Source organism: Streptomyces griseomycini, assembly GCF_014203535.1.
Taxonomy (GTDB): domain Bacteria; phylum Actinomycetota; class Actinomycetes; order Streptomycetales; family Streptomycetaceae; genus Streptomyces; species Streptomyces griseomycini.
In genome coordinates, this window is the sequence record NZ_JACHJI010000001.1 from 183,998 (window position 1) to 207,187 (window position 23,190).

20 protein-coding genes are annotated in these 23,190 nt (G+C 72.4%); 8 read left to right on the forward strand and 12 right to left on the reverse strand.

Annotated features, from left to right (window positions below; translation table 11 throughout):
* Positions 1–88: 88 nt before the first annotated feature.
* The 4 genes from whiA to uvrC are packed head-to-tail and all read right to left on the reverse strand — an operon-like array spanning position 89 to position 5,236.
* On the reverse strand, positions 89–1,078 hold the full coding sequence (gene whiA / locus FHS37_RS00860) for a DNA-binding protein WhiA (protein ID WP_184817032.1): 990 nt from the start codon (positions 1,076–1,078) through the stop codon (positions 89–91).
* A complete protein-coding gene (locus tag FHS37_RS00865; RefSeq protein WP_184817033.1) occupies positions 1,069–2,136 on the reverse strand; it encodes a gluconeogenesis factor YvcK family protein in 1,068 nt (355 codons plus the stop codon). Before FHS37_RS00865 ends, whiA begins: the two co-directional genes overlap by 10 nt.
* Positions 2,133–3,137, reverse strand: a complete 1,005-nt coding sequence (gene rapZ, locus FHS37_RS00870) for an RNase adapter RapZ (RefSeq protein ID WP_184817034.1) — start codon at positions 3,135–3,137, stop codon at positions 2,133–2,135. The genes FHS37_RS00865 and rapZ overlap by 4 nt, the downstream gene beginning before the upstream one ends.
* Positions 3,134–5,236, reverse strand: coding sequence for an excinuclease ABC subunit UvrC (uvrC, locus tag FHS37_RS00875; protein WP_184817035.1), 2,103 nt, complete (start codon positions 5,234–5,236; stop codon positions 3,134–3,136). Before uvrC ends, rapZ begins: the two co-directional genes overlap by 4 nt.
* A gap of 321 nt (positions 5,237–5,557) precedes the next feature.
* Here uvrC and FHS37_RS00880 point away from each other — a divergent pair, with 321 nt between their 5' ends.
* A complete protein-coding gene (locus tag FHS37_RS00880; RefSeq protein WP_184817036.1) occupies positions 5,558–5,722 on the forward strand; it encodes a hypothetical protein in 165 nt (54 codons plus the stop codon).
* 277 nt (positions 5,723–5,999) lie between these two features.
* Positions 6,000–6,947 carry a hypothetical protein gene (locus FHS37_RS00885; protein ID WP_184817037.1) on the forward strand — a complete coding sequence of 316 codons (948 nt, stop codon included), beginning with the start codon at positions 6,000–6,002 and terminating at the stop codon, positions 6,945–6,947.
* Between the two features lie 72 nt (positions 6,948–7,019).
* Here FHS37_RS00885 and FHS37_RS00890 read toward each other — a convergent pair whose 3' ends face one another.
* Positions 7,020–7,439 carry a Rieske (2Fe-2S) protein gene (locus FHS37_RS00890; RefSeq protein ID WP_184817038.1) on the reverse strand — a complete coding sequence of 140 codons (420 nt, stop codon included), beginning with the start codon at positions 7,437–7,439 and terminating at the stop codon, positions 7,020–7,022.
* A gap of 199 nt (positions 7,440–7,638) precedes the next feature.
* Between FHS37_RS00890 and FHS37_RS00895 the strand changes: the two genes are divergently transcribed.
* Complete coding sequence (locus FHS37_RS00895; RefSeq protein WP_184817039.1) at positions 7,639–8,712, forward strand: LacI family DNA-binding transcriptional regulator; 1,074 nt, start codon at positions 7,639–7,641, stop codon at positions 8,710–8,712.
* Entirely contained in the window at positions 8,693–9,607 is a 915-nt protein-coding gene (locus FHS37_RS00900; protein WP_184817040.1) for a carbohydrate kinase family protein, read from the forward strand. Before FHS37_RS00895 ends, FHS37_RS00900 begins: the two co-directional genes overlap by 20 nt.
* A gap of 13 nt (positions 9,608–9,620) precedes the next feature.
* Here FHS37_RS00900 and FHS37_RS00905 read toward each other — a convergent pair whose 3' ends face one another.
* Positions 9,621–10,499, reverse strand: a complete 879-nt coding sequence (locus FHS37_RS00905; RefSeq protein WP_184817041.1) for a helix-turn-helix domain-containing protein — start codon at positions 10,497–10,499, stop codon at positions 9,621–9,623.
* Between the two features lie 101 nt (positions 10,500–10,600).
* On the opposite strand from FHS37_RS00905, the gene FHS37_RS00910 reads away from it, so the two are divergent.
* Positions 10,601–11,176: a YceI family protein gene (locus FHS37_RS00910; RefSeq protein WP_184817042.1), complete on the forward strand. Its 576-nt coding sequence runs from the start codon at positions 10,601–10,603 to the stop codon at positions 11,174–11,176.
* Between the two features lie 95 nt (positions 11,177–11,271).
* Here the strand turns inward: FHS37_RS00910 and uvrA are convergent, their stop codons facing one another.
* Positions 11,272–14,298 carry an excinuclease ABC subunit UvrA gene (uvrA, locus tag FHS37_RS00915; RefSeq protein WP_184817043.1) on the reverse strand — a complete coding sequence of 1,009 codons (3,027 nt, stop codon included), beginning with the start codon at positions 14,296–14,298 and terminating at the stop codon, positions 11,272–11,274.
* Between the two features lie 223 nt (positions 14,299–14,521).
* Here uvrA and FHS37_RS00920 point away from each other — a divergent pair, with 223 nt between their 5' ends.
* Together FHS37_RS00920 and FHS37_RS00925 are read left to right on the forward strand one after the other, a co-directional pair.
* Complete coding sequence (locus FHS37_RS00920; RefSeq protein WP_184817044.1) at positions 14,522–15,271, forward strand: maleylpyruvate isomerase family mycothiol-dependent enzyme; 750 nt, start codon at positions 14,522–14,524, stop codon at positions 15,269–15,271.
* A gap of 10 nt (positions 15,272–15,281) precedes the next feature.
* Positions 15,282–15,938, forward strand: a complete 657-nt coding sequence (locus tag FHS37_RS00925) for an MBL fold metallo-hydrolase (RefSeq protein WP_184817045.1) — start codon at positions 15,282–15,284, stop codon at positions 15,936–15,938.
* A 177-nt stretch (positions 15,939–16,115) separates the two neighbouring features.
* Here FHS37_RS00925 and aroQ read toward each other — a convergent pair whose 3' ends face one another.
* Positions 16,116–16,589, reverse strand: a complete 474-nt coding sequence (aroQ, locus tag FHS37_RS00930; RefSeq protein WP_184817046.1) for a type II 3-dehydroquinate dehydratase — start codon at positions 16,587–16,589, stop codon at positions 16,116–16,118.
* Positions 16,590–16,694: 105 nt separating this feature from the next.
* Here aroQ and FHS37_RS00935 point away from each other — a divergent pair, with 105 nt between their 5' ends.
* Positions 16,695–17,741, forward strand: a complete 1,047-nt coding sequence (locus FHS37_RS00935; protein ID WP_184817047.1) for a S66 family peptidase — start codon at positions 16,695–16,697, stop codon at positions 17,739–17,741.
* Between the two features lie 7 nt (positions 17,742–17,748).
* On the opposite strand, the gene FHS37_RS00940 is transcribed toward FHS37_RS00935, so the two are convergent.
* From FHS37_RS00940 to FHS37_RS00955, 4 genes are all read right to left on the reverse strand, one after another.
* A complete protein-coding gene (locus tag FHS37_RS00940; RefSeq protein WP_184817048.1) occupies positions 17,749–18,864 on the reverse strand; it encodes a calcium:cation antiporter in 1,116 nt (371 codons plus the stop codon).
* A 292-nt stretch (positions 18,865–19,156) separates the two neighbouring features.
* Positions 19,157–20,158: a TerC family protein gene (locus FHS37_RS00945; protein WP_184817049.1), complete on the reverse strand. Its 1,002-nt coding sequence runs from the start codon at positions 20,156–20,158 to the stop codon at positions 19,157–19,159.
* A 288-nt stretch (positions 20,159–20,446) separates the two neighbouring features.
* Positions 20,447–22,456 (reverse strand): TerD family protein, encoded by a 2,010-nt coding sequence (locus tag FHS37_RS00950; protein ID WP_184817050.1) that lies wholly within the window; start codon positions 22,454–22,456, stop codon positions 20,447–20,449.
* Positions 22,457–22,544: 88 nt separating this feature from the next.
* Positions 22,545–23,123 (reverse strand): TerD family protein, encoded by a 579-nt coding sequence (locus tag FHS37_RS00955; protein ID WP_159531622.1) that lies wholly within the window; start codon positions 23,121–23,123, stop codon positions 22,545–22,547.
* Positions 23,124–23,190: the final 67 nt, after the last annotated feature.

Sequence of the window (23,190 nt, forward strand, 5' to 3'; positions counted from 1 at the left end):
CATGATCGAGTCAAGGGTGCCTCAGCGACACGCGGAGGCCGGTACCGGTCACCCGACTGGGCTCCGGCACCGGCCTCTTGACGGATCGTCAGCCAACGAGGTTGTCGGCGAGCTCCTCGCTGAGATTGGCCTCCGTGCCCGGGATGCCGAGGTCGGCGGCGCGCTTGTCGGCCATGGCGAGCAGCCGGCGGATGCGGCCGGCCACGGCGTCCTTGGTCAGCGGCGGGTCGGCGAGCGCGCCCAGCTCCTCCAGGGAGGCCTGCTTGTGCTCCATGCGCAGCCGGCCGGCGGCGGCGAGGTGCTCGGGGACGTCCTCGCCGAGGATCTCCAGGGCGCGCTGCACCCGGGCGCCGGCGGCGACGGCCGCGCGGGCGGAGCGGCGCAGGTTGGCGTCGTCGAAGTTGGCCAGCCGGTTCGCCGTGGCCCGCACCTCGCGGCGCATCCGGCGCTCCTCCCAGGCCAGCACCGACTCGTGGGCGCCGAGCCGGGTGAGCAGGGCGCCGATCGCGTCGCCGTCGCGCACGACGACCCGGTCCACGCCGCGCACCTCGCGCGCCTTGGCGCCGATCGACAGGCGACGGGCGGCGCCGACCAGGGCGAGCGCGGCCTCGGGGCCGGGGCAGGTCACCTCCAGGGAGGAGGAGCGGCCCGGTTCGGTGAGCGAGCCGTGCGCCAGGAAGGCCCCGCGCCACGCCGCCTCGGCGTCGCAGGTGGCTCCCGAGACCACCTGCGGGGGCAGGCCGCGGATCGGGCGGCCACGGCCGTCCACCAGACCGGTCTGGCGGGCCAGCTGGTCGCCGCCCGCGACCACGCGCACGACGTAGCGCGAGCCGCGGCGCAGCCCGCCCGGGGCCATCACGATCAGTTCGGAGCTGTGGCCGAAGATCTCCAGGATGTCCCGCTTGAGCCGGCGGGCCGCCATCGCGGTGTCCAGCTCGGCCTCGATCACGATGCGCCCGCTCACCAGGTGGAGGCCGCCGGCGAACCGCAGGACGGCGGAGACCTCCGCCTTTCTGCAGCAGGTCCGGGTGACGGGGAGCCGGGAGATCTCGTCCTTCACCGCTGCCGTCATCGCCATGGGCCGATCCTTCCATGCATCCGAAAAATACGGTCGTACGCGGCGGCCAGCAGCTCCGGGTCGTGCCGGGGGCTTCCGTCGGGCCGGGCCACCGGCGCCAGCTCGACCGCGGCCCCGAACCGCTTGGCGGCGTCGGTCAGGGAGTCGCGGTCGGGCACGGCGGCCTCGTCGGCCAGCACCACGTCCAGGGCGAGTTTAGGGGCGTGTCGTCCCAAAACCTCCAAATGACGCTGCGGGGAGAAGCCCTCGGTTTCTCCCGGCTGCGGGGCGAGGTTCAGGGAGAGTACCCGGCGCGCCTTCGTCTGGACGAGGGCGTCCAGCAGTTCCGGCACGAGCAGGTGCGGGATGACCGAGGAGAACCAGGAGCCGGGGCCGAGCACCACCCAGTCCGCGTCGAGGACCGCCTCGACCGCCTCGGGGACGGCGGGCGGGTCGTGGGGCACGAGGTGCACGGACTGCACCTCGCCGGGGGTGAGGGCGACGGTCGCCTGTCCGCGGACGGTGTCCACGGCCTCCGGGCGCTCGGGGTCGTGCCCCTTGACCAGCGCCTGGAGCTCCAGCGGCACCGCGGACATGGGCAGCACGCGCCCGTGCGCGCCGAGCAGCCGGCCCACCAGGTCCAGGGCCTGGACGTGGTCGCCGAGCTGCTCCCACAGGGCGACGATCAGCAGATTGCCGACCGCGTGCTCGTGCAGGTCGCCCTTGGACTGGAAGCGGTGCTGGATGACCCGGGCCCAGGTCTGGCCCCAGTCGTCGTCGCCGCACAGCGCGGCCAGCGCCTTGCGCAGGTCGCCGGGCGGCAGCACGCCCAGCTCGTCGCGCAGGCGCCCGCTGGAGCCGCCGTCGTCGGCCACGGTGACGACGGCGGTGAGGTCGCCGGTGATCCGGCGCAGCGCGGCGAGCGAGGCGGACAGCCCCATGCCGCCGCCGAGCGCGACGACCTTGGGCTGGGTGCCCCGGCGGCGCGGTCTCGCACCGCGGGTCTCGACCGGCCGGCCGGCGCGCCCCTCGGGGACCGCCCTGCGCAGCCGGCTCAGCCGCGGAGTACGTGGTGTCATTCCCGTCCCATGTCCCGGTGGACGACCACCGTCTCCACGCCCTCGGCGGCGAGCCGGGCGGCGAGCTTCTCCGACATGGCGACCGACCGGTGCTTGCCGCCGGTGCAGCCGACGGCGATGGTCACGTAGCGCTTGCCCTCACGGCGGTAGCCCGCGGCGACCAGCCGCAGCAGCTCGGCGTACCGGTCGAGGAACTCCTTGGCGCCGGGCTGGTGGAAGACGTACGACGCCACCTCCTCGTTGAGGCCGGTGTACGGACGCAGCTCCGGGACCCAGTGCGGGTTGGGCAGGAAGCGCATGTCCACGACCAGGTCGGCGTCGACCGGGAGGCCGTACTTGAAGCCGAAGGACATGACGGTGGCCCGCAGCTCGGGCTCCTCCTCGCCGGCGAACTGGGCGTCCATCTTGGCGCGCAGCTCGTGCACGTTCAGGCTGGAGGTGTCGATCACCAGGTCGGCGTCGCCGCGCAGCTCGCGCAGCAGCTCCCGCTCGGCGGCGATGCCGTCGACGATGCGGCCGTCGCCCTGGAGGGGGTGCGGACGGCGCACGGACTCGAAGCGGCGCACCAGCGCCTCGTCGGAGGACTCCAGGAAGACGATCCGCCGGGTGACGCCCCGGGCGTCGAGGTCGGCCAGGGACTCGCGGAGGTTGTCGAAGAAGCGCCGGCCGCGGACGTCGACCACGACGGCGATCCGCGCCACGTTGCCCTGGGAGCGCGCGCCGAGCTCCACCATGGTGGGGATCAGCGCGGGCGGCAGGTTGTCGACGACGAACCAGCCCAGGTCCTCCAGACACTTCGCGGCCGTCGAGCGGCCGGCCCCGGACATGCCGGAGATGATCACCAGCTCGGGGATGGCCGCCTCGGGCGTCCCGACCTTTTCCTTGCCCGTACTCACCTGTGCTCCGTCGTCCTGGCGCGCGCCGTGGAGGGTGCCGTCCGCGCCGGTCTCCTGTTGCGCCCGCTCCCGCTGCGCCGCGGGCCCTGTCTCGTGCTCGGTCATGTCTCCTGCCCCCGTCGTTCGTCCGGGGTGCCCGCGGGCACGGGCTCCCCGGGAGAACCCGCGGTCTCCCCGGGTTCTTCCACGTCTTCCATGATCTCGCCCGTCGCCGTGTTCACGGCGGGGGCGGCGGGTGCCGCCGCGGCCAGGGTCGCGGCGACCGTCTCGGCCGTCTTACGGCCTATGCCCGGAACCTCACAGATCTGATCGATTGTCGCCGACCGCAGCTTCTTCACCGAACCGAAGTGCTTGATCAGGGCCTGCTTGCGGGTCTCGCCGAGGCCCGGCACGTCGTCCAGGGGGCCGGAGCGGAAGCGCTTGGCGCGCTTGGCGCGCTGATAGGTGATCGCGAAGCGGTGGGCCTCGTCACGGACCCGCTGGAGCAGGTAGAGGCCCTCGCTGGTGCGGGGCAGCACCACCGGGTCGTCGTCGCCCGGCAGCCACACCTCCTCCAGCCGCTTGGCGAGGCCGCAGACGGCGATGTCGTCGATGCCGAGCTCGTCCAGGGCCCGCCGGGCCGCCGCGACCTGCGGCGCGCCGCCGTCGACGACGACGAGCTGGGGCGGGTAGGCGAAGCGCTTGGGGCGGCCGTCGTCCTCGGTGAGGGTGCTCGCGGGCGGTTCGGTGAGGCCGTCGGGGGCCGTGCCGTCGACGGCCGTGCCCTCGCCGCCGTCCTCCCCGTCGGTCCACTCCCCCGTCCGCTCCTTCTCCGCGAGGTAGCGCCGGAAGCGGCGGGTGATCACCTCGTGCAGGGAGCGGACGTCGTCCTGCCCGGCGAAACTCTTGATCTGGAAGCGGCGGTACTCGCTCTTGCGGGCCAGCCCGTCCTCGAAGACGACCATGGAGGCCACCACGTCGTCGCCCTGGAGGTGCGAGACGTCGTAGCACTCGATCCGCAGCGGGGCGCTGTCCAGGTCGAGGGCGTCGGCGATCTCCTCCAGCGCGCGCGAGCGCGTGGTCAGGTCGGAGGCGCGCTTGGTCTTGTGCAGCGCGAGCGCCTGCTGGGCGTTGCGCTGCACGGTCTCCATCAACGCCTTCTTGTCCCCGCGCTGCGGGATGCGCAGGGAGACGCCCGAGCCGCGCCGCTCGGTGAGCCACTGCTGGACCGGCTCCACGGGGTCCGGCAGGGCGGGGACCAGGACCTCCCGGGGGACGGCGTCGCCGCTCTCCTCTCCGTAGAGCTGCTGCAGGGCGTGCTCGACCAGGGCGCCGGTGGTGATCTCCTCCACCTTGTCGGTGACCCAGCCGCGCTGGCCGCGCACGCGTCCGCCGCGGACGTGGAAGATCTGGACGGCCGCCTCCAGCTCGTCCTCGGCGACCGCGACGAGGTCGGCGTCGGTCGCGTCGGTGAGCACGACCGCGTTCTTCTCCATGGCCTTCTTCAGGGCCGCGATGTCGTCCCGCAGGCGGGCCGCCCGCTCGTACTCCATCTCCTCGGCCGCCTGCGTCATCCGCTGCTCCAGGCGGCGCAGGTACGTGCCCGTGCGGCCGGCCATGAAGTCGCAGAACTCCTCGGCGAGCCCCCGGTGGTCCTCGGCGGAGATCCGGTCCACGCAGGGCGCCGAGCACTTGCCGATGTAGCCGAGCAGGCAGGGGCGGCCGGTGCGGGCGGCGTTCCTGAACACGCCGGCCGAGCAGGTGCGCACCGGGAAGACGCGCAGCATCAGGTCCACGGTGTCGCGGATCGCCCACGCGTGCGCGTACGGGCCGAAGTACTTCACGCCCTTCTTCTTCTGCCCGCGCATCACCTGGACGCGCGGGAACTCCTCGTTCATCGTCACCGCGAGGTAGGGGTAGCTCTTGTCGTCGCGGTACTTGACGTTGAACCGGGGGTCGTACTCCTTGATCCAGGAGTACTCCAGCTGGAGCGCCTCGACCTCCGTGGACACCACCGTCCACTCCACGGACGCGGCCGTGGTGACCATGGAGCGGGTGCGCGGGTGGAGGCCCGCCAGGTCCTGGAAGTAGTTCGCCAGGCGCTGGCGCAGGCTCTTCGCCTTTCCGACGTAGATCACCCGGCGGTGCTCGTCGCGGAACCGGTAGACCCCCGGCGAATCGGGGATCTCACCCGGTCTGGGGCGGTAGCTGGAGGGGTCGGCCATGTCTCACACCCTACTGGCGGGGACCGACACTCCGGCGGGCCGTGGGGCCGGGGTCCGGTGGGGGGCCGCCGGTGGGTCCGGTGGGTCCGGTGAGGTCCGACGGGACGGTGGGGTCCGACGGGACGGTGGGACCCGACGGGACGGTGGGACCCGACGGGTCGGTGGGACCCGACGGGTCGGTGGGACCCGACGGGTCGGTGGGACCCGACCGGTCCCGCGGGGCCGGGTGGTCCGGATGGGTTACCACCGGCCTGGAGTGGGAAGGTGGGGATTCCGCCCTCGGACGAGCGGCGGACGGTCACGAGTCGGAGGGCTGGTCGGATGCGACGGACACGGATCGAGAAACCACGACGGCCGGCCCGGTCCCACCGGCACGCGGACGAGGCGGCCGCGTTCACCGAGTCCCTCGACCCGCGCGATCCCGACATCGTGCGTGCCAAGCGGCTGCGCCTCCTCCAGGACCGGGAGGGACCCGACCGCGCGTAGAGCCGCCGCGGCACTCCGGACGAAAACCGCATCCCGGTACGGACCCCAGGGGCCGCACCGGCCCGAGGGCCGGTGCGGCCCCTGGCAGGTGTGCGCCGCTGTCGGGCGTCAGGTGTTGTCGGGGCTTGGTCAACACGCTTCAATGCGGGGGAACTCGGGGCCCTGAAGGACGGCGTACGGATGTGAAGACTCCGCCGCGCCGACGGGGCGGGCCCTGGAGTGCCCCATGCGAAACGGTCTGACCAGCCGTTGTGGACATTCACAGAAAGGCCCCTGCATGCCGCACGCCACACAGCACGCGGACGCCGGCACCGCGGAACTGGACTCGGCCCTGCGCGGCGGCCCCTTCCACGTCGCCCTGCGGGCCGCGATCGCCGCACGCGGACTGCCGCTGCAGCGGGTCCAGCACCATCTGTCCCGCTACGGCGTGAAGGTCGGCGTCACGAGCCTGAGCTACTGGCAGCAGGGCGCCCGCCGCCCGCAGCGCCCGGAGTCGCTGCGGGCCGTGCGGGCGCTGGAGGAGATCCTGCAGTTGCCGGAGGAGTCGTTGATCCGGCTGCTCGCCGAGGCGGACGACCGCGCGGCGGACCGGCGCTCCGGGGTCCGGTCCTACCGCTCCCTGATCGAGGCCGCGGGCGTCCTGGAGCGGCTGCTGGCCGAGCTCGGCGCGGAGCGGGAGAGCGGACTGCACACCCTGGGGCACCACGAGCGGGTCCGGATAGGTGCGTGCCGCGAGCTGGCGGAGCGCGAGTCGCACCACATCGTGCGCGCGTACCGGGACGGCGTCGACCGCTTCGTCGCCGTCCACCACGGCGATCCGGGCTCCGTGCCGGACCGGATGACCGTGCACGCCCTGGAGAACTGCCGCACCGGACGCGTGCGCCGCCACCACGACACCGGCGTGCTCGCGGCCGAGCTGCTCTTCGACACCAGGCTGCGCTCCGGTGACACCTTCCTCTTCCGCTACGCCGTCGAGGACGGCACGGCCGGGGTCTCGCGCGAGTACGTGCACGGGACGGACACCCCGGGAGGCCAGTACGCGCTCCAGGTGTGCTTCGACGCCGGGGCGCTCCCGGTGCGCTGCCACCGGTTCACCCAGCACTCCGCCGCGGCCCCGCGCGGTGGCCGTCAGGAGCTGGCGCTCAGCGGCCGGCACCACTCGGTGCACCTGGTGGAACCGCGCGTGCGGTCGGGGTACGTGGGGATCGCCTGGGACTGGGAGTGACCGGGGGGCGGGACGCCGGGCGGTGGAGCGCCGGACGGCGGAGCGTCCGACGCCTTCCGGCTCGCACCCCGGTCAGGCCTGCGGTTTGGCGATCACCGTGCCGTCCTTCACCTCGACGGTCAGCGGCTTCAGGGGGGCCACGGCCGGCTCGCGCAGCACCTTGCCGGTGGTGGCGTCGAACTCGCTGCCGTGGCAGGGACAGATCAGCCTCGTCCCCTCCAGCTCGTCGGCGGGGCACCCCGCGTGCGTGCAGACGGAGCTGTACGCCGTGAAGGTGCCGTCCTCGCTCCGGCTGACCACGACCCTGTGGTCCCGGTACAGCTTCGCGCCGCCCCTGGCGACCTCGCTCTCGGGACCGAGCTCGACGGGCTCGGTCAGCCCCAGGGGCGTGTCCTCGGCGCCTCCGCAGGCGGTGAGACCCAGTCCGGCGACGGGGGCGAGGGCCGCGCCTCGCAGAACGGTACGGCGGCTCGCGGCGGGACGGGCGGACATGAGGTGCTCCACGGATCGGACAGCGGTACACGGGGACGATACCCGGGGCGATCACGGCGGCCGAGGGCGGGTGTCCACGTGCGCAGACACGCCCAGGCGTTCGCGTAAACGCTTGCGCAAGCGTTTACGCCCGCTGCCGGATGGGATACGTTCCCGACTCGAGAGGTGACGCGCGGGGCGCCCGGGGGGAGAGCGGACGATGACGACGATGGCGGACGTGGCACGGAGCGCCGGTGTCTCGGTCGCGACCGTCTCGCACGTCCTGAACGGCACCCGGCCGGTGCTGCCCCGCACCCGCCAGGCGGTGCTGGACGCCGTCGAAGAGCTCGGCTACACCCCGAACACCCTGGCCCGCTCCCTGGTGACCTCCCGCACCCGGTCGATCGGGCTGGCGGTGTCGGCGATCAGCAACCCGTACTTCACCGAGATCCTCCAGGGCGTCGAGGCCGGGGCCCTGGAACACGGCTACAGCCTGCTCATCGCCGACCCGCACGACGACCCGGAGCACGAGCGCAAGGTCGTCCAGCTGCTGCACGAGCGCAGGGTCGAGGGCATGGTCGTCGCGCCCTCCGCGCAGCCGCGCGAGCTCCTCTCCTACCTCGGGCGGCATCGGGTTCCGGCCGTGTTGCTGGACCGGGTGGTCGACGGCTCCGGGGGCGGCGGCGCACCCTTCGACCAGGTCTGCGCCGAGAACACGGAACCGACGGCCCGGCTGGTCACCCACCTCGCCGAACTCGGTCACCGCAGGATCGCCCTGGTCGCCGGGTTGCCGGGGCTCAGCACCACCGCCGAGCGGATCACCGGCTACCGGCACGGCCTGGCGGCCGCCGGGCTGCCGTACGACGAGCAGCTCCTGGCGCACGGCGACTCCGAGTCGGCCGGCGCCGAACGGGCCACCGCCGCCCTGCTGTCCTCCGGTGCGCGGCCCACCGCTCTGGTCACCGCCAACAACGCCATGACGATCGGCGCGCTGCGTGCCCTGCGGGCGCACGGGTTGTCCGTGCCCGAGGACATCGCGCTGTGCTGCTTCGACGACTTCGCCTGGGCGGACCTGTTCTCACCCCGGCTCACCGCGATCGCGCAGCCCAGCAGGGACATCGGCGCCCGTGCCGTCCAGGTGCTCCTGGACCGCCTCGCCGAACCGGACCGCCCCGCGCGGACGGTGCGGCTCCCGTGCGCCTTCGTGCACCGCACGTCCTGCGGCTGCCCGGACGGGCCGGAGCGGCCCGAACGTCCCGAGAGAGGAGTCCTTCGTGATCGTCGTGGCCGGTGAGGCACTGATCGACCTGGTACCCCGGGGCACGGGTGCGCTCGCGGCGCTGACGCCGGCCCTCGGCGGCGGCCCCTTCAACACGGCGGTGGCGCTCGGACGCCTCGGCTCCCCCGCCGCCTTCTGCTCCCGGGTGTCCCGCGACGCCTTCGGCGAGGCACTGCTGGACCGGCTGCGGGAGACCGGCGTGGACGTGGCGTCGGTGCAGCGCGGTGACGAGCCGACGACGCTCGCCGTCGCCACGGTCGGCACGGACGGCTCGGCGGCGTACACCTTCTACGTGGAGGGGACCGCGGACCGGCTGTTCACGACCCCCCGGGCACTGCCGGCCGGCACCCGTGCGGTGTCCTTCGGGACCTGTTCGCTCGTGCTCGAGCCGGGTGCGAGCGCGTACGAGGAGCTGTTGCGCACCGCGTCCGCCCGGGGTGTGTTCACCGCGCTGGACCCCAACATCCGTCCGGGGCTCATCCCCGACGCCGACGCCTACCGGGCCCGGTTCGAGAGCTGGCTGCCGTCGGTGTCGCTGCTGAAGCTGTCCGCGGAGGACGCCGAGTGGCTCGGCCGGTCCCCCCGGGAGTGGGCGGCCGCCGGTCCGGCTGCGGTCGTGGTCACCCGGGGCGGCGACGGGCTGACCGTGTTCACGCGGGGGGGCGGTGAGCACTCCGTGCCGGGCGAGCGGGTCGAGGTGGTGGACACCATCGGCGCCGGTGACACGGTGAACGCTGCCCTGCTGCACGGCCTCGCGGTCCGCGGTGCGCTCAGTGACGAGGGCGTGGCCGCTCTGGACGCCGACGGCTGGGCGGGACTGCTCGGCTTCGCGGCGCGCGCGGCGGCGGTCACCTGCTCGCGCGCGGGCGCGGAACCGCCGTACGCCCACGAGCTGGAAACGGGCGGCTGAGCCCGCGGCGGGTTCAGCCGGTTTCGCGCACGGGCGTCTCCGGCACGGCGAACAGGGCGCCCGGGCGGCGGCCGTTGAGGCGGTCCAGCGCGGCGGCCGTGGTGTCGTCGGCGGGCAGGTGGACGACCACGCGCTGGCCGTCGTCGGGGAGTGCGAGCGTCTCGTTCAGCAGGCGCAGCGGCCCGGCCTGCGGGTGCCGGATCTCCTGGGAGCCGACGGTGCGCGGTGTCGTGGCCAGGTCGGCGAAGCGGTCGGCGAACTCCGCTCCCGCCGTCACCGTCAACTCGTCGGCCAGCTCGGTGACGGCGGGTTCCCTCAGGGGCGCTCCGTGGCGCAGCCGGGCGACCAGGTCGTCGGCGACCCGGTCCCAGTCGGGGTGGGTCTCGCGCGCCCGCTCGTCGGTGAAGAAGTACCTCAGCAGGTTGGGCCGCTCGTCGTCGAGCAGCCCGAGGGGACCGACGAGCCGCGCGTAGCCCGCGGTGTGGGCGATGACGTCGCCGATCCAGTTGAGCACCGCGGCGGGTGCGGGCTCCAGGCTGTCCAGTACGGCCCGCACGGTGGGGCGCACCGTCCGGCCGAGTGGCGGCGCGGCGGCACAGAGCACGGGGTCGCCGCCGTCGGCCTCCCTGGTCAGCCGGCGCAGCACCATCCGGTCCTTGAGGGACAGGTGCAGGGCGTCGGCGAGGGCGCCGAGCACCTGGGCGGAGGGGTTGCGGTCGCGGCCCTGTTCCAGCCGGGTGAGGTACTCGACGCTGATGCCGGCGAGCATGGCCAGCTCCGCGCGGCGCAGGCCCGGGGTGCGGCGCCGGTGACCGGCGGGCAGCCCCGCCTCGGCCGGGGTGACCGCCTCGCGCCAGGTGCGCAGGTACGTGCCCAACTCGTTGTCGTTCACGGCCCGAACGTACCAACCCCCGCGCGCCGCAGGGTGGCCCTGTCACTACCAGGCTTCGCCCGGTCTCCCTGACGGGTCGCCGGGCGCCCAGGGTGGTGGGCATGACGAACGAATCCACCATCACCGCCGCCTCTGCCACGACTGCCACCGGCCTGCCGCTCGCCCCGGGCGACTGGGCGCTGGATCCGCTGCACTCCGCCGTGAACTTCGCCATCCGCCACCTGGGCATCGCCAAGGTGCGGGGGCGCTTCGAGGGGGTGCGGGCCGGCCTCCACGTCGGGGAGAGGGCCGAGGACGTCCGGGTGTCCGCGACGATCGACCTGGCCTCGATCAACACCGGGAACGCCGACCGGGACGCCCATGTGCGCGCCTCCGACCTGCTCGACGTCGAGAAGCGTCCGACGATGGACTTCCGCTCGACCCGCGTCTCGGGCGAAGGCGAGGACTGGACCATGGAGGGCGAGCTGACGATCGGCGGGGTGACCCGGCCGGTGACGCTCGCCGTGGAGTTCGGCGGGCTGGTGGACGTGCCGATGGACGGCAGCCGGCACGCCGGGTTCGAGGCGACGGGTGAGATCCGGCGCAGCGACTTCGGGCTGGACTTCGCCCCCGGTCTGCTGGGGGACGTGGTGAAGATCCAGATGGACATGCAGTTCGTGGAGCCGAAGGCCTCCTGATCCCGGACCGGGGTCCGGGCACACGCGCGCGCCGTGCCCCACGGGGAGGTCGGCTCCCTCGGGGCACGGCGCGTGACGGTGCGGGCGGCCGGTCGTCAGGCCTTGGACGACCGGGTCGACCGCTTCGCGGCGGCCTTCGTGGTCCCGGTGCTCTTGGCCGTCTTCCCGGTGGTGCCGTCGACCGTCTTGGTGGCGGTCCTCCGCGTGGTGGCACGGGCGGCGACCGTCTTCTTCGCCGCCGCCTTGCCGGGGGCCGGCGCCTGGGCGGCGTCGCTGATCCGGTCCGCGCCGAGGATCTCCCGCAGGAACTTTCCGGTGTGGCTGGCGGGAACGGCCGCGACCTGCTCGGGCGTGCCCTCCGCTACGACCAGGCCACCGCCGGAACCGCCCTCGGGGCCCATGTCGACGATCCAGTCGGCGGTCTTGATCACGTCGAGGTTGTGCTCGATGACGATGACCGTGTTGCCCTTGTCGACCAGGCCGGACAGGACCTTCAGCAGCTTGCTGATGTCCTCGAAGTGCAGGCCGGTGGTCGGCTCGTCCAGGACGTAGACGGTGCGGCCGGTGGAGCGCTTCTGCAGCTCGCTGGCGAGCTTCACGCGCTGCGCCTCACCGCCGGACAGGGTGGTCGCGGACTGGCCGAGCCGGACGTAGCCGAGACCGACGTCGTTGAGCGTCTTCAGGTGGCGGGAGATCGCCGGGACGGCCTCGAAGAAGTGCATGGCCTCTTCGATCGGCATGTTCAGCACGTCGGCGATGGACTTGCCCTTGTAGTGGACCTCCAGGGTCTCCCGGTTGTAGCGGGCGCCGTGGCAGACCTCGCACGGGACGTACACGTCCGGGAGGAAGTTCATCTCGATCTTGATGGTGCCGTCGCCCGCGCAGTTCTCGCAGCGGCCGCCCTTGACGTTGAAGGAGAAGCGGCCGGGCAGGTAGCCGCGGACCTTCGCCTCGGTGGTCTCGGCGAACAGCTTGCGGACGTGGTCGAAGACACCGGTGTACGTCGCCGGGTTGGAGCGCGGGGTGCGGCCGATGGGCGACTGGTCGACGTGGACGACCTTGTCCACGAGGTCGTCGCCGTCCACGCGCGTGTGCCGGCCGGGGACGCTGCGGGCGCCGTTCAGCTCGCGGGCCAGGTGGGTGTACAGGATGTCGTTGACCAGCGTGGACTTTCCGGAGCCGGACACGCCGGTGACGGCGGTGAACACGCCCAGCGGGAAGGACACGTCGATGTCCTGGAGGTTGTTCTCGCGGGCACCGTGCACCGTGAGCCGGCGCGACGGGTCGTGCGGACGGCGGACGTCGGGCAGCGGGATGGACTTCCTGCCGGACAGGTACTGGCCGGTCTGCGACTCGGCGTTGGCGAGCAGCTCCTTGAAGGAGCCGCTGTGCACGACCTTGCCGCCGTGCTCGCCGGCGCCGGGGCCGATGTCGACGATCCAGTCGGCGACCTTGATGGTGTCCTCGTCGTGCTCGACGACGATGAGCGTGTTGCCCATGTCGCGCAGCCGGACCAGGGTCTCGATCAACCGGTGGTTGTCGCGCTGGTGCAGGCCGATGGACGGCTCGTCGAGGACGTAGAGCACGCCGACGAGGCCGGAGCCGATCTGGGTGGCCAGGCGGATGCGCTGGGCCTCGCCGCCGGAGAGGGTGCCGGCCGCGCGGTTGAGCGAGAGGTAGTCCAGGCCGACGTCGACCAGGAAGCGCAGCCGCTCGTTGACCTCCTTCAGCACGCGCTCGGCGATCTTCTTGTCGCGGGCGGTGAGCTTCAGCTCGCCCAGGAAGTCCGCGCAGTCGCTGATGGACATCGCGGAGACCTCGGCGATGGACTTGCCCATGACCGTGACGGCGAGGACGACGGGCTTGAGGCGGGTGCCCTCGCAGGAGGGGCAGGGCACCTCGCGCATGTACCCCTCGAAGCGCTCGCGGCTGGCGTCGCTCTCGGCCTCGCTGTGCCGGCGCTTGACGAAGGGGACGGCGCCCTCGAAGGCCGTGGTGTACCGGCGCTCACGGCCGTATCGGTTGCGGTAGCGGACCTCGACCTGGGTCTTGTGGCCGTGCAGCAGCGCCTTCCTGGCGCGCTGCGGCAGGCCCGCGAAGGGGATGTCCGTGCGGAAGCCCAGCGCGTCCGCGAGGGCGCCGATCAGCCGGCCGAAGTAGTCCTTGGTGTGGCCGTGCGACCAGGGGTGGATGGCGCCCTCGTCGAGGCTCTTGTCCGGGTCGGGGACGATCAGCTCGGGGTCGACCTCCATGCGCGTGCCGATGCCGGTGCACTCGGGGCAGGCGCCGAAGGGCGAGTTGAAGGAGAAGGAACGGGGCTCCAGCTCCTCGAAGGACAGGTCGTCGTACGGGCAGTACAGGTGCTCGGAGTACATGCGCTCGCGCTCGGGGTCGTCCTCGGGGAGGTCGACGAAGTCGAGCACGACCATGCCGCCGGACAGGCCGAGTGCGGTCTCCACGGAGTCGGTGAGGCGGCGCTTGGCGCTCTCCTTCACCGTGAGGCGGTCGACGACCACCTCGATGGTGTGCTTCTCCTGCTTCTTCAGCGTGGGCGGGTTGGAGAGCTGGATCGTCTCGCCGTCCACCCGCGCGCGGGAGTAGCCCTTGGTCTGGAGGTCGGCGAAGAGGTCGACGAACTCGCCCTTGCGCTCGCGCACCAGCGGGGAGAGCACCTGGAAGCGGCTGCCCTCCGGCAGTTCCAGGACCCTGTCGACGATGGCCTGCGGCGACTGGCGGGAGATCGGCCGGGAGCACTCGGGGCAGTGCGGCTTGCCGATGCGCGCGAAGAGCAGACGCAGGTAGTCGTAGACCTCGGTGATGGTGCCGACCGTGGAGCGCGGGTTGCGCGAGGTCGACTTCTGGTCGATGGAGACCGCCGGGGACAGGCCCTCGATGAAGTCGACGTCCGGCTTGTCCATCTGGCCGAGGAACTGCCGGGCGTACGAGGAGAGCGACTCCACGTAGCGCCGCTGTCCCTCGGCGAAGATCGTGTCGAACGCCAGCGAGGACTTGCCCGACCCCGACAGGCCCGTGAAGACGATGAGCGAGTCGCGCGGGAGGTCGAGTGAGACGTTCTTGAGGTTGTGCTCGCGCGCTCCACGGACGATGAGACGGTCGGCCACGCCGGTCCGCACCTTTCTTGAGAGAAGTGACAGGGGCGGGGCCCCCGTGCTTTCTCAGACTAGGGGGAGCCACTGACAACGCCGGTCGGATTCACGGGTTGAGAACAAACCCCGGTCCTCCAGCATGCCCGACGCCGAACACGACCTTATGGCACGCGCATTCGATTTACGGTGCCGCTTCGCCCTCTTCACCCGAAGGTGTGGCGCGGCTAGGGTCAGCACCATGATTGATCACGCTCATGACCTGGCGTCTGTGCAGACCGCGACCGAACGGCTGCTCACCGCGGTCGGCGCACTGGACAACGCGGCTGTGACCCAGTCGTCACGGCTGCCCGGCTGGACCCGCGGTCACGTGCTGACCCACCTCGCCCGCAACGCGGACGCCCTGGTGAACGTCCTCGCGGGGCGCCCCATGTACGCCTCCGGCGAGGCGCGGGACGCCGACATCGAGCAGGGCGCCCCGCGCGCCCTCGACGCGCAGCTCGCCGACGTGCGGGAGAGCGCGGAGCGCTTCCGGCGGGCGGGCGCGGCACCGGCGGACTGGTCGCGCACGGTGGAGCTGCGCAACGGGGTCACGGACCGGGCGGCCGGGGTGCCGTTCCGGCGCTGGGCCGAGGTGGAGCTGCACCACGTGGACCTCGGCATCGGCTACGAGCTGGAGGACCTTCCGGCGGAGTTCACGGAGCGGGAGATCGACTTCCTGGCCCGGCGGTTCGCCGGGCACCGGGACGTGCCCGCGACGAGCCTGACCGCCGACGACGGCCGCTCCTGGAGCACCGGGGGCGGGGCCGAGGGCGGCCCGGTCATGGTCGAGGGTGCGGCCGCCGACCTGCTCGGCTGGCTCGCCGGGCGCCGCGACGGCTCCGGGCTGAGGGTGAAGGGCGGCGCGCTTCCGGTGCTCCCGCCGCTGGAGCGGGAGCGTCGACGCTCCCGCTCCAGCGGCGGGGACGACCGGGCCGGGCTGCCGCTATAGGCTGACCGTCATGACGTACAGCGGTCGGGTGACGGTCGGCGGCCCAGCCGACGTGCACGAACTCAAGGACCTGATGATCACCAAGGTCGCGGTCGGTCCCATGGACAACAACGCCTATCTGCTGCGGTGCCGGGCCACCGACGAGCAACTGCTGATCGACGCGGCCAACGACGCCCAGACCCTGCTGGGCACGATCGGTGACGACGGCATCGCGTCCGTCGTCACCACCCACCGGCACGGCGACCACTGGCAGGCACTGGCCCAGGTGGTGGCCGCCACCGGCGCCCGCACCCACGCCGGCCGGGACGACGCCGAGGGCATCCCGGTGCCGACCGACGTCCTGGTCGACGACGGCGACACCATCCGCGTGGGGCGGGTGGAACTCACCGCCCGCCACCTGGTCGGGCACACGCCCGGATCGATCGCCCTCGTCTACGACGATCCGCACGGGCATCCGCACGTGTTCACCGGGGACTGCCTGTTCCCGGGCGGTGTGGGCAACACCCACAAGGACCCGAAGGCGTTCGCCAGCCTGATCCACGACGTCGAGACCAAGATCTTCGACGTGCTCCCCGACGAGACCTGGGTCTACCCCGGCCACGGCGACGACACCACGCTGGGCGCGGAACGCCCGCACCTGCCGGAGTGGCACGCGCGCGGGTGGTGAGCGGCGGGCCTCCGCCCACGCACCCCGTGTGAATCCTTCGCACGCTCCCGCGTCCCGCGCGCTCCCCGCGCACGCCTTCACGCGGTCCACCGGAGGCGGTCCCGTCCGGGACGACGGCTCCTGGGCGGGCGGCCGCCGGTCCCCGTCCCCGACCGGCGGCCCGGACGGGGGCGGGGCTCATGCCCCGGCCACTCCCGTACCGGCCAGCGCCGCGATCCGCTCCACCGCGAACACGTACCCCTGCACCCCGCACCCCGCGATGACGCCGTCGGCGCGCAGGGAGACGTAGGAGTGGTGCCGGAAGGACTCGCGCCGGTGGATGTTGGAGATGTGGACCTCCACCACGGGCAGGCCGTCACAGGCGTTGAGGGCGTCCAGGAGCGCGACGGAGGTGTGCGAGTAGGCGCCGGGGTTGATGACGATCCCGCAGTGGTTCAGCCGTGCCTCGTGGATCCAGTCCACCAGCTGACCCTCGTGGTTGGACTGCCGCAGGTCCACCGTGCCGTTGTGCGCGGCGGCCGCCTTCGCGCACATCGCCTCCACGTCGGCGAGCGTGTCGGAGCCGTAGATCTCCGGCTGGCGCTGTCCGAGCAGGTTCAGGTTGGGGCCGTTGAGGATCATGATCGGTGCGGTGGCCAGATTACGGGGCACGGTTCCTCCGGTCCGTTCGGGATGGGTGCGGTCCTCGTCGGAACCACTGTCCGGACCCGGTTTATCACGGTGCGCCACGAGGCCGTTGGCCTCTAGCCTCCCGGCATGACCGACATCGTGTACCCGCCCAAGCCCTCACCGGGCGACCGCATCGCCGTGCTCTCGCCCTCCTCCGGCCTCCCGGGGCTCTTCCCGCTCCCCTTCGAACTGGGGCTGGAGCGACTGCGCGCGGAGTACGGACTGAAGCCGGTCGAGTACCCGGCGACGCGCACCATGGGTTCGACACCGCAGCAGCGCGCCGACGACGTCCACGCCGCCTTCGCCGACCCGGAGATCAAGGCGGTCATCGCGTCGATCGGCGGCGACGACCAGATCACCGTCGTGCCGCTGCTGGACCGGGAGCTGATCCGCGCCCACCCGAAGCCGTTCATCGGGATGAGCGACAACACCAACCTGCTCGCCTTCCTCCACGAGACCGGGATCGTCGGGTTCCACGGCGCGAGCGTGATGGTCGAGCTGGGCCGCCCCGGCGCCCTGCACCCGCAGACCGCCGAGTCCCTGCGGGCCGCTCTGTTCACCCCGGGCCCGTACGAGCTGCGCCCCGCCGAGCGGTGGCGCGACGTCGACCGGGACTGGGCGGACCCGGCGACGTTCGAGGCGGAGCCGGAGACCCGGCCGGGGACCGGCTGGACCTGGGTGAACGCCGACCGGGTGGTCGAGGGCCGCACCTGGGGCGGCTGCCTGGAGATCGTCGGCTGGATGCTGATGGCCGGCCGCGGGGTCGCACGGGACCTGTCGGAGTACGACGGCGGTGTGCTGTTCCTGGAGACCTCGGAGGAACTGCCGAGCGCCGAGGAGGTCTTCCGCACCCTGCGGAACATGGGCGAGCGGGGGTTGCTCGGGCGCTTCTCGGCGCTCCTCATGGGCCGCCCGAAGACCTGGTCGTTCGAGCGGCCCCTCAGCCCCGAGGAGGGCGCGGCCTACGCCGCCGCGCAGCGCGACGCGGTCTCGCGGGCGATGCGGGCCTACGCCCCGGACAGTATCGTCGTCTTCGACGTGGACCTCGGACACACCGATCCGCAGCTGGTGATCCCCTACGGCGGCCTGGTTCGGGTCGACGGTCCCGCCCGGCGCATCACCGTCACGTACTGAGGCCGTCCTACGGGTTGATCGCCAGCTCCAGGTAGGCCGCGAGCAGCACCAGGTGCACTCCTCCCTGGAGCGGCGTGGCCCGCCCGGGGACCACGGTCAGCGCGCTCACCACCACGGTCAGGGCGAGCAGCACCATGTGGGTGTTGCCGAGGCCGAGGACGAGCGGGCCGGTGAGCCAGAGGGAGGCCAGCGCGACCGCGGGGATGGTCAGGCCGATACTGGCCATCGCCGAGCCCAGCGCGAGGTTCATGCTGATCTGGACCTGATCGCGGCGTGCGGCGCGCACCGCGGCGATGGTCTCGGGGAGGAGCACCAGCATCGCGATGATCACACCGACGACGGCGTGGGGCAGGCCGGCCGTCTCCACTGCGGACTCGATGGTGGGCGAGACGCCTTTGGCGAGGCCGACCACCCCGATCAGTGCCAGGCCCAGCAGCCCCAGACTGATCAGCGCGGTGCGCGTGGACGGCGCTTCGGCGTGCCCCCCGGTGTACTCGCCGCCGGTGAGCCCCTTGTCCTGCCGGGAGACGGGCAGGAAGTAGTCGCGGTGCCGCACGGTCTGCGTCGTCACGAACAAGCCGTAGAGGATCAGTGAGGAGACCGCCGCGAACGTGAGCTGCACGGTGGAGAACTCCGGACCCGGCTTGCTCGTGGTGAACGTCGGCAGCACCAGGCTGAGGGTCGCCAGCGTCGCGACCGTGGCGAGGGCCGCACCGGTGCCTTCCGGGTTGAAGACCGCCGTGCCGTGGCGCAGCGAGCCGACCAGCAGACTCAGCCCGAGGATGCCGTTGCAGGTGATCATCACGGCCGCGAACACGGTGTCCCTGGCGAGCGTCGCGCTCTTGTCCCCGCCGTCGAGCATGAGGGTCACGATCAGCGCCACCTCGATGACGGTGACGGCGACCGCGAGGACCAGGGAGCCGAAGGGTTCACCGACCCGGTGGGCGACCACCTCGGCGTGGTGCACGGCCGCCAGCACGGCCCCCGCGAGCACCAGGGTGATCGCGACGACGACCATTCCGGGCAGCTCGCGTCCCCAGGTGAGGACCAGCAGGACCACGGCGAGCAGGGGCACCAGGGTCGTCCACTCTGTCGCGAGTCGCCTCCTGAGCCGAGCGCTCATGGGGCGATCGTTCCAGACGTGGGGGGACGCCGCATCTCGTCGATGACCCCTTTCGACCGTATCCCTCCGCTCCGTCGTCCTGATCGTCCCGGGGTCATCATGGTCACGCATGGCCTCCTCGTACGAGTCGCACTCGGTGGGCGCCGGAGGGCGGCGCGGGGTGTTCGCGGTCCTTCGGTGGCGTGCCGTCGCCGGGGTACGCCGCCGACAACACGCGGGCACCGGGAGCGAAGGTCGGCGATGTGCTTCCCTCCGTTCCCGGTGCCGGCTGTTCTTCTGTGCGACGGCGGGATCAGGTGCCGACGCTGTCCTTCTCGTGGCTCTCGCCCGGGCCCTGTGCGGCCTCGGCCTCGGCCGTCTTGCGGGAGGCCCGCAGGCTGGTGATCGTGGTGACGATCAGGACCGCACAGATCACACCCAGTGAGACCGGGATGCTGATCTCGGGGACGTGGACCCCGGACTCGTGCAGCGCGTGCAGCACCAGCTTCACGCCGATGAAGCCGAGGATGATCGACAGACCGTAGGAGAGGTGGACCAGCTTCTTCAGCAGGCCGCCGATGAGGAAGTACAGCTGCCGCAGACCCATCAGGGCGAAGGCGTTCGCGGTGAACACGATGTACGGGTCCTGGGTCAGGCCGAAGATCGCGGGGATCGAGTCGAGCGCGAACAGGACGTCGGTGGTGCCGATGGCGAGCATCACGACCAGCATCGGGGTCATGACCCGCTTGCCGTTCTGCTCGATCCACAGCTTGGTGCCGTGGTACCGGTCGGCCACGCCGAAGCGGCGCTCGGCGGCCTTGAGGAGCTTGTTCTCCTCGTACTCCTCGTCCTCCTCGTCGGCCCGGGCCTCCTGGATGAGCTTCCAGGCGGTCCAGATCAGGAAGGCCCCGAAGAGGTAGAACACCCAGGAGAAGCTGGCGAGGATCGCGGCGCCCGCGGCGATGAAGACCGCGCGCAGCACCAGGGCTATGAGGACACCGATCAGGAGAACCCGCTGCTGGTACTGCGACGGCACCGCGAACTTCGCCATGATCAGGACGAAGACGAAGAGGTTGTCGACGCTCAGCGACTTCTCGGTGATGAAGCCAGCGAAGAACTCGCCGGCGGGCTGGCCGCCGCCGAAGGCCAGCAGGCCGAGCCCGAAGAGCACGGCCAGGACGATCCAGACGACCGTCCAGATTCCGGCTTCCTTGATGGATACGTCGTGCGGCTTGCGGCCGATGAAGAAGTCGACCGCGATCAGGGCGGCGAGGCCCACGATCGTCAGGACCCACAGGGTCATGGAAACTTCCACTGCGCCTCCGGCAGATACGTCACACGGTAGATGTCAGCGTCGTCGCTGCCGGAGGTCTCTTCCACCCGGGCCCAGGCGCAGGGCAGCGCCGGACAGGCCCATGGGCCGACGCCCCGGGATCTGGCCTGATCCGTATTGACGGGGTCGCCGCACAGACAGGGAGTACTCCCCTCCGTGCAAGAGACAGTACCCCATTTTCCAAGGATTGGTAAAGGGCTAGGTAAAGGACGGTATAAAGGCGCAGGTCGGAGTGGGTTTACAGAAGGTTTGCCCAGACCCGCGGGACACTCACCGGTTCCCTGGGCGGCGGGCGGCGGCGACCTGGGTGAGGACCTGGTGGAGGACCTGGCTGCCGGGCGGCACCAGTGGGGGCTCGTACGTCCAGGCGTGTCCGACCCACGGGTCGGCCAGGTGATCGTCGGCCACCGGGGTCAACCGCAGCAGCGAACGCCACAGTGGGTCGAGCAGCGGGCCGTAGCCGGCGGACTCCTCGCGGTCGGCGACCATCATCAGGTGCACGCCGACGGACGGTCCCTCGTCGGCGAGGTAGCGCAGCTGGTTGACGGCCCGGTCGTCGAAACCGTGCGGGAAGTCGTTGACGATCAGCAGCTGCTGGGAGGTGTCGAAGCCGGGGGGCAGCGCGTCGGGTGCGCCTCCGCGCAGCGCCATCTGCACCAGGTCGACCCGCTGGGTGAGTCTGCCCAGCACCTCCGTCACGCCCGCTGCTCCCTGGGCGGGCGGGGCCGCGAGCACACCGGTCTGCGTCAGCGGCGCCAGCGCCTGTGCGCCGGATCCGGCCGGGTCGATGACGTGCACGGTGAACTCGCCCGCCGGGTAGACGGCGAGCAGCCGGGCCGCGTGGGCCACCGCCGTCTCCACGGCGAGGCGCCGCATGTCGTGGGCGTCGGCGAACGATCCGTCGAGCGAGCCGGTCCGTCCGCTGTCGATCCACAGCCCGCGCTCCAGCGGCAGCCGGAGCAGCATGGGGATGCGGATCGGGTCGGCCTCGGGAAGGCGGAGGTCGCCCAGGCGCAGCGCCATGGGTATCTCCATGGGCACCCGGTAGGCGTGCCAGACGGGGTTGTCCCAGCGCGCGAAGGCCGGGGGCAGTGCGGGTTCGACGACCTCGGCCTCGGCGACGAGCTGGGCGAGGTCCCGGTCGAGGGCCTCCCTCGCCTGGTCGACGAGTCGGCCGTGCCGGGCGCGGGCCGCCTCGCGCGCGGCGTCGCCCTGGCCGCCGATCCGGCTGCGCGGGTCGGACAGGGCCTGCTCCAGCTCCTTGTCCATGCGCGACTCGGCGAAGTCGACGGCGCTCCGGTAGGCGGCGGTGGTGCGGGCCAGGTCCTCGAACATGCCCCAGACCTGGTTGTAGAGCCGCTCCTCCATGGACCAGCCGGTGGCGTCCCCCGCGACGGGCTGCGCGGGTTGCCCGGGCGGAGCCGGTGGCGCGGTCGGCGGGGGCGGCGGCGGAGCGGAGGTCTGCCGCCGGGGGTGGCTGTAGTCGATCGGGCCGCCGCCGGTGGCCGGGGACGGGTCCGCCGCGCCGACTCCCCCGTACGCCGGCTGCGGCCCGTCCTGTCCCGGCAGACCGGCCGGCTGCCCGCCGTACGCGGGCGCGACGGGGCCCGGGGCGCCCTGGGGCGCGGTGCCTCCCTGGTCCGGGCCGACGGCCGGTGCGGCGGCCTGACGGGAGCGGTCGCCTTCGGACGGGCGGGGCGGGGGCGCCTGCACGGAGCGGGCGAGGCCCTGCGCGACCGCCTCCCCGATGCCGGCCGCGAGCTGCTGGGCCTGGGGCAGGCCCTGGTCGGTGAAGAGTTCGGCCAGGCCGCCGGCGTACCCCTGGCCGACGGCGCGCACCTTCCAGGCGCCCTGCCGCCGGTAGAGCTCCAGGGCGACGACGGCCGACTCGGCCTCCAGACCGGTGATGGTGTAGCTGGCGACCTCGGTGCCGTCCAGGCCGGTGACGGCGACGAAGGGGGCCGCCACGGCGCCGAACCGGGCGGGTCCCGGACCGCCGCCCGGGGCGGGCAGCGCGAGCAGCACGCTGACCCGGTGGACCGCGTCCGTCATCGCGTCCAGGTCCACCGCGAGACGGTGGTCGGCGGCCGCCTGCCGCGGCACCTCCAGGCCGGGCTGGGCGGGGGCGCCCGGATGGGCCACCCACTCCGTCCCGTGGATCCGGCCGTTCTCGTCGCCGAGCGCGGCCGCGGCCACGATCGGCGTGCCGGCCGAGATCCGGATCTCCAGACGGGACTGGGAGAGCGGGTGGTTCTGCCCCCGCACCAGCTCGGCCGTCATCGCCTTCGTCCCCCTGTGTCGCGTGTGGTGGGTGCGTGTGTCGCCCGCCGGCCGCCTCGACCGGCGCGCTCCGAGTGCCCTCGGGTGCCTAGAGAACCGGCAGGATCGCCGGCATCAGGTCCTGGAAGGTGCGGCCGTTGGCCGGGTTGCCGAGGGCCGTCATCGTCCAGCCCGAGCCCGAGCGGTGCACCTTCGCCATGATCTGGGCCGTGTAGGCGCCGCCGCCGGCCAGCGTGTAGCGGGCGAGCTCCTGGCCGTTGGTCTCGTCGACGAGGCGGCAGAAGGCGTTCTGCACCTCCTGGAAGGTCTGGCCGGTGAAGGAGTTCACGGTGAAGACGATCTGGTCGATGTGGACCGGGACGCGCGACAGGTCGACGAGGATGGCCTCGTCGTCGCCGCCCTGGCCGACACCGCCGACGAGGTTGTCACCGGTGTGCCGCACGGAGCCGTCGTCGCTCACCAGGTGGCGGAAGAAGACGACGTCGACCGGCTGCTTGTCCGCGAACAGGACGGCGGAGGCGTCCAGGTCGATCTCCCGGGTACGCGAGCCGAACAGGCCGCGACGGGGAGCCGCCTGCCAGCCGAGACCCATGCGCACCGCGGTCAGGCTGCCGCCGTCGTTCTTCTGCAGACTGATGGCCTGACCCTTGGTCATGTTGACGGTCACGCGCTGATTCCCCTCTCGAACTTCCCCTGTTGCCGCGGAACCGCGGTTGACCAGAACCCTACGCAGG

Coding starts and splice junctions, on each gene's coding strand:
- FHS37_RS00935 (WP_184817047.1), top strand. CDS start 16,695: ATGACCGACATCGTGTACCCGCCCAAGCCCTCACCGGGCGACCGCATC.
- FHS37_RS00885 (WP_184817037.1), top strand. CDS start 6,000: ATGCCGCACGCCACACAGCACGCGGACGCCGGCACCGCGGAACTGGAC.
- FHS37_RS00940 (WP_184817048.1), bottom strand. CDS start 18,864: ATGAGCGCTCGGCTCAGGAGGCGACTCGCGACAGAGTGGACGACCCTG.
- FHS37_RS00920 (WP_184817044.1), top strand. CDS start 14,522: ATGATTGATCACGCTCATGACCTGGCGTCTGTGCAGACCGCGACCGAA.
- FHS37_RS00925 (WP_184817045.1), top strand. CDS start 15,282: ATGACGTACAGCGGTCGGGTGACGGTCGGCGGCCCAGCCGACGTGCAC.
- whiA (WP_184817032.1), bottom strand. CDS start 1,078: ATGGCGATGACGGCAGCGGTGAAGGACGAGATCTCCCGGCTCCCCGTC.
- FHS37_RS00865 (WP_184817033.1), bottom strand. CDS start 2,136: ATGACACCACGTACTCCGCGGCTGAGCCGGCTGCGCAGGGCGGTCCCC.
- FHS37_RS00910 (WP_184817042.1), top strand. CDS start 10,601: ATGACGAACGAATCCACCATCACCGCCGCCTCTGCCACGACTGCCACC.
- rapZ (WP_184817034.1), bottom strand. CDS start 3,137: ATGACCGAGCACGAGACAGGGCCCGCGGCGCAGCGGGAGCGGGCGCAA.
- FHS37_RS00890 (WP_184817038.1), bottom strand. CDS start 7,439: ATGTCCGCCCGTCCCGCCGCGAGCCGCCGTACCGTTCTGCGAGGCGCG.
- uvrC (WP_184817035.1), bottom strand. CDS start 5,236: ATGGCCGACCCCTCCAGCTACCGCCCCAGACCGGGTGAGATCCCCGAT.
- FHS37_RS00950 (WP_184817050.1), bottom strand. CDS start 22,456: ATGACGGCCGAGCTGGTGCGGGGGCAGAACCACCCGCTCTCCCAGTCC.
- FHS37_RS00880 (WP_184817036.1), top strand. CDS start 5,558: ATGCGACGGACACGGATCGAGAAACCACGACGGCCGGCCCGGTCCCAC.
- FHS37_RS00895 (WP_184817039.1), top strand. CDS start 7,639: ATGACGACGATGGCGGACGTGGCACGGAGCGCCGGTGTCTCGGTCGCG.